Annotated in this window: 13 protein-coding genes and 1 pseudogene; 10 read left to right on the top strand and 4 right to left on the bottom strand. The window is 39.3% G+C overall.

Translation table 11 applies throughout. From position 1 onward, the window contains the following. Positions 1-5: 5 nt before the first annotated feature. The 4 genes and pseudogenes from R8P61_32755 (at position 6) to R8P61_32740 (ending at position 4,865) form a co-directional block, all read left to right on the top strand. Positions 6-1,745 (top strand): RagB/SusD family nutrient uptake outer membrane protein, encoded by a 1,740-nt coding sequence (locus R8P61_32755; protein ID MDW3651892.1) that lies wholly within the window; start codon positions 6-8, stop codon positions 1,743-1,745. An 81-nt stretch (positions 1,746-1,826) separates the two neighbouring features. Next, entirely contained in the window at positions 1,827-3,662 is a 1,836-nt protein-coding gene (locus R8P61_32750) for an FG-GAP-like repeat-containing protein (GenBank protein MDW3651891.1), read from the top strand. Positions 3,663-3,954: 292 nt separating this feature from the next. After that, a pseudogene (locus R8P61_32745) lies at positions 3,955-4,287 on the top strand (transposase). 65 nt (positions 4,288-4,352) lie between these two features. After that, positions 4,353-4,865: an HNH endonuclease gene (locus R8P61_32740; protein ID MDW3651890.1), complete on the top strand. Its 513-nt coding sequence runs from the start codon at positions 4,353-4,355 to the stop codon at positions 4,863-4,865. A gap of 216 nt (positions 4,866-5,081) precedes the next feature. Here the strand turns inward: R8P61_32740 and R8P61_32735 are convergent, their stop codons facing one another. Beyond that, positions 5,082-5,588, bottom strand: a complete 507-nt coding sequence (locus R8P61_32735; GenBank protein ID MDW3651889.1) for a hypothetical protein — start codon at positions 5,586-5,588, stop codon at positions 5,082-5,084. Positions 5,589-5,704: 116 nt separating this feature from the next. Between R8P61_32735 and R8P61_32730 the strand changes: the two genes are divergently transcribed. The 4 genes from R8P61_32730 to R8P61_32715 all read left to right on the top strand — a co-directional run bounded on the left by R8P61_32730 (position 5,705) and on the right by R8P61_32715 (position 8,573). Next, positions 5,705-6,418 carry an IS6 family transposase gene (locus R8P61_32730; protein MDW3651888.1) on the top strand — a complete coding sequence of 238 codons (714 nt, stop codon included), beginning with the start codon at positions 5,705-5,707 and terminating at the stop codon, positions 6,416-6,418. A gap of 26 nt (positions 6,419-6,444) precedes the next feature. Beyond that, positions 6,445-6,849 carry a hypothetical protein gene (locus R8P61_32725; protein MDW3651887.1) on the top strand — a complete coding sequence of 135 codons (405 nt, stop codon included), beginning with the start codon at positions 6,445-6,447 and terminating at the stop codon, positions 6,847-6,849. A gap of 18 nt (positions 6,850-6,867) precedes the next feature. Further along, entirely contained in the window at positions 6,868-7,587 is a 720-nt protein-coding gene (locus R8P61_32720) for a hypothetical protein (GenBank protein MDW3651886.1), read from the top strand. 272 nt (positions 7,588-7,859) lie between these two features. Then, positions 7,860-8,573 (top strand): IS6 family transposase, encoded by a 714-nt coding sequence (locus R8P61_32715; protein ID MDW3651885.1) that lies wholly within the window; start codon positions 7,860-7,862, stop codon positions 8,571-8,573. 76 nt (positions 8,574-8,649) lie between these two features. On the opposite strand, the gene R8P61_32710 is transcribed toward R8P61_32715, so the two are convergent. After that, positions 8,650-11,562, bottom strand: a complete 2,913-nt coding sequence (locus R8P61_32710; protein ID MDW3651884.1) for a Tn3 family transposase — start codon at positions 11,560-11,562, stop codon at positions 8,650-8,652. A 163-nt stretch (positions 11,563-11,725) separates the two neighbouring features. On the opposite strand from R8P61_32710, the gene R8P61_32705 reads away from it, so the two are divergent. Both R8P61_32705 and R8P61_32700 read left to right on the top strand, forming a co-directional pair. Next, positions 11,726-12,289 (top strand): recombinase family protein, encoded by a 564-nt coding sequence (locus R8P61_32705; GenBank protein ID MDW3651883.1) that lies wholly within the window; start codon positions 11,726-11,728, stop codon positions 12,287-12,289. Positions 12,290-12,331: 42 nt separating this feature from the next. Then, a complete protein-coding gene (locus R8P61_32700) occupies positions 12,332-12,979 on the top strand; it encodes a T9SS type A sorting domain-containing protein (GenBank protein MDW3651882.1) in 648 nt (215 codons plus the stop codon). Between the two features lie 177 nt (positions 12,980-13,156). Here the strand turns inward: R8P61_32700 and R8P61_32695 are convergent, their stop codons facing one another. Both R8P61_32695 and R8P61_32690 read right to left on the bottom strand, forming a co-directional pair. After that, the gene (locus tag R8P61_32695) at positions 13,157-13,615 is read right to left on the bottom strand and encodes a DUF3368 domain-containing protein (protein MDW3651881.1); all 459 of its coding nucleotides are present in this window, start codon (positions 13,613-13,615) and stop codon (positions 13,157-13,159) included. Beyond that, a complete protein-coding gene (locus R8P61_32690; protein ID MDW3651880.1) occupies positions 13,615-13,830 on the bottom strand; it encodes a UPF0175 family protein in 216 nt (71 codons plus the stop codon). The genes R8P61_32695 and R8P61_32690 overlap by 1 nt, the downstream gene beginning before the upstream one ends. Positions 13,831-14,228 lie beyond the last annotated feature (398 nt).

The raw sequence follows: 14,228 nt of genomic DNA, 5'->3' as shown, positions 1-14,228 counted from the left end.
AAAAAATGAAAAATAAAATAAGTATTAAATCCTTCCTTTTCCTCTGTTTATTGGGGGTAATGGGATTGGGTTGTTCAGAGGAGTTTCTGGACTTTCAACCCAAAGGGGTGATTTCTGACGCGGAACTCAATACCCCTGAGAATGCAGAAAAAATGGTGATTGCTGCTTATGCAGGATTAGGGAACGACGGCCTTTTGTCGAATCAGTATGGAGACATGTGGGCATGGGGAACGGTTCGTGCAGACGATGGATACAAAGGAGGTGGGGGTATTGGCGACCAGTTTGATTCCCATACCACGGAGTTGTTTTCTCTGAATACAGCGAATAATTTTAATAGCAATCACAACTGGGCGACTATCTACGCGGCTCTTTCTCGTACAAACGATGCGATGAGACGGGTCAAGCAATTGACTGAAGCTGAGTATCCGCTGAAAAACGAACGATTGGCAGAAATGCGATTTATCAGAGGGCATTTAGAATTCATTCTCAAAATATTGTACAAATTCCCGGTTTTCATTAGTGATGATGTTGATAAGGCAGAAGTAATCAATCTTACTAACAGAGAGCTGACCGACCAGGAGGGCTGGGCATACATTGCAGATGAATTCAGAGCTGGTGTTGCTGACTTACCAGATACACAGGCTGAGGAAGGAAGACCAACCAAAAATGCAGCAAGGGCCTATCTCGCGAAAGTATTGTTATATAAAGCCTATGTTCAAGATGAGAGTCACCAGGTAGTCAGTATTACCCAATCAGAACTTCAAGAGGTTGTTAGCCTTATTGAAGCCATCGAGGGCACGGGAGAGTATGCTTTATTTGATGATTATGCAAAAAATTTCCTATGGGAATTTGAAAGTGGAGTTGAATCCGTATGGGCCATTATGAGATCTATTGATGATGGATCGCCTGAAGGCCGTGGCAATCTTTCTACAGGTTTGACTTCTAGTTTGGGCCCAGGTTATGGATGTTGTTCCTTTAATCAACCTTCACAAAACCTTGTGAATGCGTTTAAAACGGATGCTAATGGATTGCCTTTGTTTGATACCTATGACAATGCTCCTGAAATTGCAACAGGAGTAGATATGCTGGCCAATTCTATGGATCCACGAGTTGCCCATACTGCAGGAATCCCCGGAATGCCCTTTAAATATGACCCTAATAGGATTTATGATTCTACCTATAGCCGAGTACCTGGTGTATATGGCTACTATATGGGAATGAAGGATCAGGAACTGCCAACCTCACCTGCTTTTCGCCAGTATACTGCCTTCTTTAGCATTGCGCGTAATACTGACCAAATTAGGTACGGAGATTTACTATTAATGAAAGCGGAAGCCCTAATTGAATTGAATCGATTAGATGAGGCATTGAATATCATTAATGCTATTCGTGAAAGAGCGATTGCACCTGAAAGTCTCTCTCGCATAGCTGATGCCGATGGTAATCCTACAGGTAACTGGAATGTTGGAACTTACGCAACATTGGGCTCTCAGGAAAATGCCCGGAAAATCTTGCGGTGGGAACGCCGTCTGGAATTAGCTTTTGAATCTAAAAGGTTCTTTGACCTTGTAAGATGGGGCATTGCAGAGGAAACCATGAATGCCTATTTCGAAAGTGAGAAAAACAGAAAGGATTACTTGAAAGACGGAAGATTTACCGCTGGAAGGGATGAATATTTAGCCATCCCACAACAGCAGATCACCGTGAGTCAGGGTACATATGTCCAAAATCCAGGATATAACTAATAGTAGTTAGTTAGACCTAACAGGACTTTTGAGCCTGTTGGGTCTACTTTTCTTATTGTAGAACTCATCAAACCCTCAAATATGAAAAATATTTACCTCAGCTTATTTCTGGTCAGCCTGATTATTCCTGGAATGACTCAATCCTTTCAAAGAGTAGACCAGCAGGCGGGACTAAATCTTGTAACAAATAACCATGGTGTTTCAGTAGCTGACTATGACCTCGATGGGGATTTGGATATATTTTTTGTGGGGATACCTTCTTTTGAGCTCAGCGATGAAAATACATGGTCACGATTGATGCGTAATATGGGTGACGGAAGTTTTCAGGATGTTACCTTAGAAGCGGGTTTTGATAAGCAATTTATCAATTACGGGGTTCCAGCTGCCAGAGGAGAGAAAATGGGGGCATCATGGGGAGACTATGACAATGATGGATATCCCGATATCTTTCTGACCAACAGCCGCAAAGACCAGCTTTATCATAATAATGGCGATGGAACCTTTACAGATGTTACTTCGGATGCTGGTGTTGATGGATGTCTTGAATGCTACAGTGGTAGTGGCCTTTGGTGGGACCAAGACCGTGATGGAGATTTGGACCTCTTTGTCAGTATGCTAAACGATGAGAATATTATGTACAAAAATCTGGGTAATGGGACTTTTGAGGATATTACGGAAGAAATGGGGATGGGAGGTTTTGGGATTACCTGGACAAGTGTAGCGCTAGATGTAAATAATGACGGATTTCTGGATCTTTATAATATAAATGATACCCAGCCTAACCAACTTTGGATTAGTAAAGGAGGGCTTCGTTTTGAAGAAGCAGGAACGGCCTATCGAGTCAATGATGAAGGCGCTGGAATGGGTATCGCCATAGGGGATTACAACAATGATGGGAATTTTGATATGTATATAACCAATATCTATGAGCATCACCCCAATCCTCTTTATCATAATACTGGCCAACATAGGTTCTCGGACAAAGCAGAATCCTTGGGTGTAGAAAACAGTGGATGGGGATGGGGAACAGAATTTTTTGATTATGACCATGATGGAGATGAAGATCTATTTGCTGTCAATGGGCCGATAGATAAGCTTTTTGGAGAGGGGCAGGAATCTGTCAATAATTTCTTTTTTAAAAATATGTTGATGGAAGGGAGCAACATATTTGATGACTGGTCTACAGAATCCGGAACTGCCGATACAACCGGTGCCAAAGGATTGGAGGTTTTTGATTTTGATAATGATGGCGATTTAGATATCCTCGTTGCCAATATGCGAACTTCTCCTTTTTTATACCGGAATTCACTTATCACGAATTCTACCCCTTCTACCGCTAACTGGCTAAAAATCCAATTGGAAGGAACCATTTCTAATAAAAACGCATTTGGAACAAAATTGATAGCAAAAGCGAATGGACAAACGTATCATCGATATTATCATGGTGCTAGCTTGTTCAGTCAAAGCATCCAACCTGTTCATTTTGGACTAGGTAATGCAAGTCAGGTAGAGGAGTTAATTATTCATTGGAATTCAGGCTTAAAGGATACGCTAAAAAATATAGCGCTTAACCAAACCTTAAAAATCTTGGAAACTCCAGGAGATCCTTCCGAAATACCTATAGTTCCTGTTTTTACACAAAAGCAGGAAGTTTATGCTTATCCCAATCCTTTTGAATCATCTGCAACTCTTCATTTCGAAATGCCAACTGCGGGAGACCTTGAGGTCAGAATATTTTCATCTTCTGGGCAGCGTGTTTTTAATCATACATTTGCGTTTGAAGGTTCAGGCATTCTGGAAATCCCATGGGGAGGTGAGTCTATCCAGGAAGTGCCTGCAGGTATTTATTATTATCGAGCAGTTTTTACAACAGTCTTGAAAAAGCAAAAGTTTGAAGGGAAGATTCTTAAACGATGAAATTGTAGATAATAGTTTGGGAACGGCAGAAAACTGTGCAAAATGCGCCGTCTACCAGGATCTGTCTGAAATGGGATCGTGTATATGGACCTCAATGAAGCAATTGCGCATATCAGCATAATTCTGCATTTCTTGGTAAATGTATTCTATTGTTTTTTCTAATTCCTCCTCGTTTGTATAAGGAATAGTGAGTTCATAGTCCCAATTGTATGGCGTCAGCAAAAAGTGAAACACTAGCTTAGTTGTAATTTTACGGTGTGCTTTTTCATAAAACACTTAACTTAAAAGTCTTATGGCAAAGCCTAAAAAATCCAAAGTATCCTCCCGCATTTCAGAGATCAAGCGTCGTACTCGCCGCAAGTTTAGCGCAGAGGAAAAAATCCGGATTGTCCTGGAAGGAGTTCGAGGGGAAGAAAGTATAGCCGAGATCTGTCGCAAGGAAAAGATCCATCCCAATATGTATTACCGCTGGAGCAAAGAGTTTCTTGAAGCAGGAAAGAAGCGATTGACAGGCGATCTCAAACGAGAAGCCACTAGCACAGAAGTTGATGCACTCAAAGATGAGAATGTTCAGCTCAAAGAAGCCTTGGCTGAAGTGATGCTTAAGAATCGCCTCTTGAAAAAAAGCTTGAAGGGATTGGAGTAAATCAGGAAAGGTTATTTGTTACGAAACTTCGGATCAACCCATCTTTGCAACAGAGCCCCTATATCTGGGAGAGAATTTGGCAATGGGCATGCAGGCGACATCCGAATAAAAACAAGCACTGGATTGGAAGAAAGTATTTTCGTTTACAGGGAACAAAAGGCTGGGCCTTAAAGGCTAAAGTAGGCGAGCAAACGCTGGCCTTACTTCAAGCTTACCAAATCCCCATCAAACGATATGTGAAAATCAAAAAGGATGCAAATCCCTATGATCTAAGCTGGGAAGAATACTTTGAGAAGCGGGCAGAAAGAAAGGTGAAAGAGGCCCTTAGGAATGGAATGCTAAGAAAGCTTTGGGAACAGCAATCAGGAAAGTGCGGGCTTTGCAGGGAAAGGATTACTTTGGATACCTTTTGGGAAACCCATCATATCCTCCCCAAACATCTGGGAGGAAAGTATATCCTTCGTAATCTGGTGATGTTGCATCCTGAGTGCCACAAAAGAGTGCATGCCGAGAAGTTACGTGTTGAAAAGCCGGGTCAGGTTACTACACTACCCTGACCTTATGTGTGCCTGAGCCGGGTATGGGGAAACTCATCTGCCCGGTTCTTTGAGGGGAAAGAGAACTAAGGTCTTCGGATCGAAGTTCTCTGACCTACTCGATAAATAAGGTTTTATCTTTCCCCAGAAGAAGCAATCCCCCATCTATCTTTTGCAGATGAATGGGGGATCAACATATTTCAATAGGTTGGGTGAATTCTATTCTTAGAAAGAAACTTATTTCACAATAACCCTAAATTCATCAGAAGTGAAAGTTATAGTTTTCTTATCGCTTCCTTCCCCATCAAAAAGGGTAACTCTAAAACTGCCGATTGCTTCATTCGTACTTGGATCAAAAGAACTTATTTCAAAGGAATTTTCTGGATTTTCTTCGAGTGAATAATTGTCTATAGGTATATCATAATCAAGAGTCCCAAAGGCCGGAAATATTATTTCCTCAGGCTCTTCTCCAGGAATGGATCGGCCAATTGTATGCATCCCTTTCTTTGGAGGAATATTTGAAAATGTAAGTAATTCAGACAATCGATTGCTATTTCCCTCCTTTGAAATAGTTAAAATCCAGGTATCTGGTATTCGAGAATTAAATCTAGCATCGATTTCAAGCCCTTTCCATTTCTTTCCATCTTTTTCAATACTGATAATTCCTTCTCCTGGGGCTAGTTCAGTGGGAGTACAAGAGATCATTAAAGGAAGCAGGAGAGCTAGTAATAATAATTTTTTCATGATTTACTTTATTAATTTATCTAGACAAAGGCAATTTCTAAGGACTGAAAACGACCCTGTTGCAAAGATTATGCTTCGTATATTTAATGTCAACTCACAATCACTAATCCGAGCTCATGAGTGCCTTCAAATACCGTCATTTTCAGAGAGAAATTATTCTTCAATGTGTCCGTTGGTACTGCAAATACGGGATCAGCTATCGGGATCTTGAAGAAATGATGGAAGAGCGTGGAGTTAGGGTTGACCATACCACCATTTACAGGTGGGTACAGCGTTATGCTCCTGAACTGGAAAAGCAAATGCGTTGGTACAAAAAGTTCTCCTTCAGTGGATCGTGGCGAGTAGATGAAACCTATATCAAAGTAAAAGGAGTCTGGAAATATTTATATAGAGCTGTTGACAAATACGGAAGGACCATTGATTTTTATTTGTCTCCTACCCGGAATACAAAAACAGCAAAACGTTTCCTACAGAAAGCAATCAAGGGGTTAAAGGAGTGGGAGCAGCCCTACGTGATCAACACAGATCAGAATTCTACCTATGGCAAAGCCATTAAAATGCTAAAGGAAGAGCATCGCTTGTCAGCATCTACAGAACATCGAAAAGTCAAGTACTTGAATAATATAGTTGAGGCTGATCATGGAAAACTCAAGCGACTGATTAAACCAACGTTGGGATTCAAATCCATGAAGACTGCTTATGCTACAATCAAAGGATTTGAGACCATGCGAATGTTCAAAAAGGGTCAGTTTGATCTGTTTATGTATGGAGCGAAAAGCAAACTCATGGGTGAAATCCGTCTCATAGACAGACAGTTTGATTATTTTTAATAAATTGAGAGTAGCCTGACAATCTTGTGATCATTTATAATGTTTGCAACAGAGCCAATCCTAGTGCTATCAAAGATCTTAGACCAGCTAAAGATGGAATAATGTTAGGGACCCAAAATATCGTTACAGTGGAAAATAAAACAAAAGAATCTGTAGACGCCTCCCTAAACGTTAAAGTTAAAGTCCCAGGTTCCACTCATTCAATATCTTTAACACAAAGTAAAAACCTTGAGACTGGAGATGCAATGACTCTTATTACAAGTTTCTCTGGTGATAAGACTAATACAGCAGGTGTATTTAGCTCCTATAGCATTGATGAAAATGGAAATATAAAAGCCAAAGCAGGGCTAAAAGTCCAATCTCCCAAAGTAAAAGTTGGAAAAACTACATTTTCTGGATCAATTGAGGGTGGGCTGTCTAGTGAAAACTAAGATTAAAGATACTATAAAATGAAAAAAAATATCATTTATCTTCTTAGCATAATATTCACTTTAGTCCTGATATTATATTTTATGCGAGGAGAACGACCAAATTTTGATTCCTTTAGAATTGAGGAATTAGGAAAGTTTTCGGATTTGACAAAGGAAGAGAATTCTACTATTAGGGATATAAGGAAAGTTTCAGGATCTTCTGAGATAAATTTTCTTGGCGACAAACAAGAAATTATAATGAAAAGAATCAAAAGTTCTGATGGTCAGATTAACCTTAGTATTCCATCTCATTGGGAAATAAAAGATGATTCTTCAAAAGCATTGTTTTGCAAAATTGGAGAAAAAAAAGGCAATAACTTTAAGATATTTATTCATAATAAAAAGGAAACAATAGGGCTAACCATAGAAACCTATAGAGACTATTTCTTAAATTTAGTTTCGGAAGACACTGTAAAGAAATTCACAATTAAGGAGTTTTCAAAAGCAGTAAATACAATGGAGGAGATATATTTTTTGAATACTGCAAGTGTTGATAAAGGGGTGAAATATGAAACTTTTACAATCATTTTAGAAAATGATAATTATATATTCGATTTTACCTATTGGACATCCGATAATAAAAATGAATTTATTTCAAAGTTCTTGTTTTTTTATGTAATGTATACAATTGATATTTGTGGATACTATGTCCTACCGCAACCCGTCGAATTAAGAGAAGCCGAGATAATTTGGGAGTAATACAAGTTTGAACCAATGTTTACAGTTAGGAATTACCTCCTTAAAATAATAATGGGATTATGGCCTTTTATTTTATTTGGTTAAGATCTTCATTTTTTCATGAAAAAATTTAAAGGATAGATACTGTTTTTTTGATTTCAGTTGGACAATTAGATGCATTTATAGAATGAAAACGGTATTCATTATCTTCCTTTCAATGGCTTTTTCTGACCCTGTTGCAAAGATTATGCTTCGTATATTTAATGTCAACTCACAATCACTAATCCGAGCTCATGAGTGCCTTCAAATACCGTCATTTTCAGAGAGAAATTATTCTTCAATGTGTCCGTTGGTACTGCAAATACGGGATCAGCTATCGGGATCTTGAAGAAATGATGGAAGAGCGTGGAGTTAGGGTTGACCATACCACCATTTACAGGTGGGTACAGCGTTATGCTCCTGAACTGGAAAAGCAAATGCGTTGGTACAAAAAGTTCTCCTTCAGTGGATCGTGGCGAGTAGATGAAACCTATATCAAAGTAAAAGGAGTCTGGAAATATTTATATAGAGCTGTTGACAAATACGGAAGGACCATTGATTTTTATTTGTCTCCTACCCGGAATACAAAAGCAGCAAAACGTTTCCTACAGAAAGCAATCAAGGGGTTAAAGGAGTGGGAGCAGCCCTACGTGATCAACACAGATCAGAATTCTACCTATGGCAAAGCCATTAAAATGCTAAAGGAAGAGCATCGCTTGTCAGCATCTACAGAACATCGAAAAGCCAAGTACTTGAATAATATAGTTGAGGCTGATCATGGAAAACTCAAGCGACTGATTAAACCAACGTTGGGATTCAAATCCATGAAGACTGCTTATGCTACAATCAAAGGATTTGAGACCATGCGAATGTTCAAAAAGGGTCAGTTTGATCTGTTTATGTATGGAGCGAAAAGCAAACTCATGGGTGAAATCCCTCTCATAGACAGACAGTTTGATTATTTTTAATAAATTGAGAGTAGGGGTAGCGGGGGCATTTCAACAGAAAGTTACGCTACGCATTAGGTTTTTCATATATGTTTGTTTAATCGATAAAGTATGTGCCGTTGGGAATGATATGTTTATAGGGTAGCAAAGAGATATGCTTTAGGACATCATCTTCTATGATCTGTCCGTTCTTTCTCATTTTATGAACGATACGCTGGATTTTTTGTGTATTCCAATATAGAATAGCATTTGAGACAAGGCTAAGGCAAGAAGCTTTATTCATAATCTCGGTATAGTCCCCTGTGGTGAACTTCCCTTGATTGGCAAAAAAGATTTTTCGAGGGAGATTGTGTCTGTATTCGCCTTTGTTTAGTTGCAACTGTACACTTCTCCTCAGCTTGGGATCAGAGATGTATCTGAGTATGTACTGGGTCTTGATAATTCTGCCAAAATGGGTGAATGCTTTAGCCAGATTATCAGCAGGGGAAGCATTCATCAGTCTTTGTACAACTACATGGGCGGGAGCTGTTCTTAGTTGTAAAGACCTGGCCACTCGAATCATCTCTGACCATTGCTCCTCTATGAGTTTAGGATTTGCCTTTTTGCTCAGTAAAGGACTGAAAACTCCCAATTCATGATCGGTATCAATTCTGTAGAGTTGTTGGTCTTTGAGATCCCTGATCCTGGGCATAAAATAATAGCCTAGTAGATGACAGAGGGCAAATATAATTTCGGTGTATCCTGCGGTATCTGTAGTATGTTTTAGTGGCTTGAGGATCGTGTTATTTTCTAATAATCCATCCAACACATAAAGTGCTTCTCTGGGTCCACAGGAAATAGCTTTTGTGTTAAAGACCGAATACTGATCAGAAACATGGGTGTAGATTCCAATGGCCTTTTCATAGTATCCATAGTATCTGGGATAATAGGAAGCCAGTAAGCTTGATGCCCTAATACCAAACCTCTGGGCATCTGAAGATGAGATTTCTCCGGATCCATGAATAGAGCTTAAGGGTAATTTGTGATGATGGTTGACAATTTCAGCATTAGCTGCCTTGAGGGTTTCTTCTCGGATATAATAGCTGAGGATATGGCGAAGTCTATCTACCGGAGCATGCTTCATGCTGGCACTCATCGCAACTACTCCCAGATTTGTGGCCTGCGATATGAGAGTAGCCATTAAGTGGGTGTAGAAATCTTTAGGCCTGGAATTATGCGGATGCTCAGGAATAAAATGACGAGTAAATCGGGTATGTCTATCAACCTCTTGAAGTAATTTTTCAATCCGAATGATAGGCAAGGATGCATCCAGGGTTTTCTGTAAACGAGTAATTTGATCAGGGATCTGGGCTTTATCATCTTTTTTTAGCTTGAGCTTTCCCCCTTCAATTTTAGCGAAATCATCTAATGGGAAAGCCGATTGAGCCTTCTTAATCTCCTGGATAAATTGCTTTTGAGTTTGCTGATGCACCTGTTTTTTCTCTGGCTGTCCCATTAAGCTGTAGGTACTGGGTTCAAGCTCCTTCCATCTTTGCTCACTGAGCATCAGATTCCAGAATGAGACATAGTTTTTACTCTCTTCCAGGTAAATATCTCCGCTTCTGAGGGCATCCTTTAAGATAATGGCCAAGGAGAGCTCCCATGCATTTCGTTTGATCGTTCCCTTTTCATCATAAAGTAGCTTTTCTAATTCTTTGGGTACAAAATCCAGGGGAGTCTCATCCGGTAATTGATTGAGGACCCCTTGATCCAGTTTTTTGAGTAGCTCCAGAGCCAGTAGTATAGATTCACTCCCTAGTGCTGCTTTAAAAGGCAAATCTATATAGTGTGCAAAGTATTTTCGCAGGCTTGGGTAGCGGCGCAGGAGAATATGTCCCAGACCCTTTTCTTCCATCTCTTTATAGAGTTTGAGATGGATACGGCAATTGCTCAAGGCTTGCTTATCAATTTTCTCCCATAGATCTAGGGTGGTTATTTCTTCCTCCTCTGGCCAATCGAGTAAGGTCTCGGTTGTGAAAAGGGCCATGTCTACAGCTTTTTTATAGGTTCTTCTTAGTTTTCGTTGGCTCCTCTGGTAACTGTTCTTGGACTGCCTGAGTATCTCAGCGATATATTGCTCGTGCATCTGAATGAGGTAATCGGTCAGCATCTTTTTCCTCTCTAGCAAAAAACACAGCATAAGCATGTATTTTTTGCTTTTCTTAAATCGTTTGAGATCCTTGGCATGATATGAAATGGCCAGTTTATAAAAATGTTCAACCCATTGAGGTGCTAATGCGTAATTTTCAAAAGGACTGAACTTTATCTGGGATAGTTTTTGATAACGAGATAGATATAACTTCAGAGAACGGATACCTGCAGCAGGAGGATACTCTTTGAGCTGTTGAAAAAAGGAATGCTGCTTGTCTGGATCCACTTCTAATAAAGCATCAATACTTTTTCTTAAATCAGGACTCAGTTTGTGGTAGATATTTTCAAAAAGCTGACCTTGGGTTTCCTGAAAGGTGCTGTGGATAAGCCGATCTAATATCGTCTTTCCGGGAAGTAAAACCCGGGCCTCAAGCAAATATTGCTGGGCTTGCTCAGACAGATGATCTGGGAGAACTCCTGAATGAATGAGGGGCTTGAGCCATCCTATCAGCTCCGCTTCTACTTTTTTAGTAAATTTTTGAAAGCCCAGGTGAGTCAGGATCTGTTTTCTGTATTTCGAAAGAGTGGCTTTTCTATCTGGATATTCAACAAATAGAGAGGGCGGTTGCCCCAACTGAGTACAAAGATAAGAACTGATGCGGGGAGAGAGGTGATTAACATCTCTCAGAAAACGGCCATAGAGTTTTACAGCCAATAGTTGAAGGGCTATAAATAGCTGATAGTTCATTTGAACGCTCATGAGTTGAGCTTTATCTACCTCTGAGAGTGTCCAGTCTCGAATCATTTCTTCTTCGGAGAACTGCTCAGTTTTAAGGTAATAGTTGTGAATACTCACATGGGAGGACTTTTTCTGGGACATAAGGAGTTGGAGTTAATTTAGGCTGGTAAAACAAAGGGGCGTTTTATTTACTCTCCAACAGAAGAGCTAAAACTCACTTTTAGCTGGTTAATAAAGTCAGTAAATAAATGAAAGTAAACCCAAATCCATTAATGATGAGTATATTTACTTTTAAAAAATAGATATGCTTATAGGATATGCCAGAGTTTCTACAGATGATCAGAATCTTTCTCTGCAAAAGGACGCATTAGGGCAAGCAGGTTGTGAAAAGATTTTTGAAGATCATCAAAGTGGCGCTACTGCATCCAGACCAGGATTGGATCAGGCACTTGCATATCTTAGAACGGGAGATACCCTGGTAGTATGGAGGCTTGACAGACTCAGTAGGTCGCTCAAAGATTTGATTGAAATGGTAAATACCCTGGAGGAAAAACAGATCCAGTTAAAATCTTTGCAGGAATCAATGGATACCTCTTCCTCTACCGGGAAACTGATCTTTCACATTTTTGCTGCTCTGGCTGAATTTGAACGCAACCTTATCAGAGAAAGAACACAGGCTGGACTCAAAGCTGCAAGAGCCAGAGGAAGATTGGGGGGAAGGCCTTTTGCCCTGAGTGAAAAGAAGAGAAAAGTGGCTATAAACCTCTATGATAAAAAGGAACATACCATTGCCGAGATTTGTGAAATGATGGAGATTTCAAAACCCACTCTTTATAAATACATTAGGGCTCATAAAGCAAATAGGTGAGTGAGGAGAGATTATCAGCACTCCTCATATAGAGAAAACTTTATGCGTAGCGTAACTTTCTGTAGAAATGCCCCCGCTACCCCAGGTTCAGACATAGATGGGGAAGCCTCCGAAGATGCTTCTGGGTTTGCAGTATCTTTTTCCAATAACGGAAACCGATTGGCCGTTACTGCAAATACAAATGATGGAAACGGAAATGATGCAGGCCATCTTCGAATCTTTGATTGGGATGGAAACAACTGGTTACAACTAGGTGATGATATTGATGGGGAGTTTGCTGGCGATAGATCTGGTTATTCCGTTTCACTTTCAGCAGATGGTCAAAGAGTTGCCATTGGTGCTCCTTTGAATGATGGAATTGCAAATGATGCGGGCCATGTTCGGGTGTATGAACTTCCACTTATGAGTACATCCATCGAACCGACTGCTTCGAAGGGTCATATTTTTGAGCAAATTTCTCCAAACCCTGCCTTGTATAAAACAGAGCTTACCTTTTCTTTAAAAATACCAGGGCCTGTAGCAATCAGACTATTTGATAGTATGGGGAAATTGATTTCGAAGAAATCTTATTTAGCTAAACAGGGAATAAATCGACTAGATTGGGAAGTTTCACAATTAACTCCTGGGAATTACTTCTTTGAACTTAATCACCAAGGAGAAACTACATTTCAGAAATTAATAGTTAGGTAACTATTATCATGAGGTTAAAAGGGAATAGGTAAATTTTCTACTACAGGTAATTATTATAGATTAATTCGATATTTGAGAATGACATGTTACCGGGTTTCCACCCGATTGTTAACATAATTATGATTATAATCCTGGAAATTATTCCGGATGGAAATTCTACCCTATCGGAATTTATTCCTAATTTTCATCAGCTTCTCTTAAGATTTCCTCTAGGATCGCACGTGAAAACCGAAACCCAATTTTGTGCAACTTCTTCAAGGGATCTTTAATTGTAGGTATAAATCCTTTCTTTTTGCCTAATATCAATACCTTGAGTGTTCCAATAATAGATATTTGGTATTCTTTTGCGATTTTCCTGCCTTTCTTTTCATCTATAATCAGAATACTATTTTCAAGCTGTCGGGCCAATGCTATTGCACTTGCTTCACCCAAGTCTAATCTTTTCTCTAGCTCTTTTTGGAATTGAAGATCTTTTACAGAAAGAACACTTATCCAATCTGGCAATTCTTTGCCAAATTCTTGCTCAACCTCTGGGGTCGTGATTACTTGTTGGAAAATTTGTTTTAGTAGTACAAGCTGATCAATCCCTTCTAATGCAATCAAACAACTTGTATCAGAGATTATTACCTTATCCATCAATCAAAAGGAATTTTTAAATCCTCTACCGTCTCACCAAATATGGAAACACCATATCTCCCAACGGTTTCAAGAAATTCTCGTTTTGATATCCCCACAAATTTTGCGGCTTGTCCGGAAGAAAGGATTCCCTTATCAAACAAAGCTGATGCTATAGTCATCCGAACTTCTTTTTCATTCACTTCTTCGGGTATGTTTATTGATAAAGTCCTCATATCTTCAATTTATGAAATAATACGGTTCTTATCTCTATCCTGTTATGAAATATGATCAATATTCAAAATCTCCCCTTTAATTAAACTCAGAGAATTTTAATTCAACAACCCCCCCAAAATATCTTAAGTTGGAAATTTTATAATGTTGAATAGAACCCTAATTATGTTAACACAAAGATCGAAACACCTGACATCGATGTATGTCCCGAATCCTTCTACTATGAAGTGCTTAGCCTAAAAAGTTGAGGCTACCACCAAATCCTAATTATTGAATTAAGATTCGTCCTATTTATAGGATTTAATTTTCCAGATTTGATTCTCCCTAGCTTTCAAAAAGAAAAGTTAAACCATTAAATAGGGGAAAATAAAGATTGAAAAAGTAAAAGTCCTGGGATCTT

Source organism: Bacteroidia bacterium, assembly GCA_033391075.1.
Classification (GTDB): Bacteria; Bacteroidota; Bacteroidia; order J057; family J057; genus JAWPMV01.
This window is presented reverse-complemented; position numbering and strand designations above follow the sequence as displayed.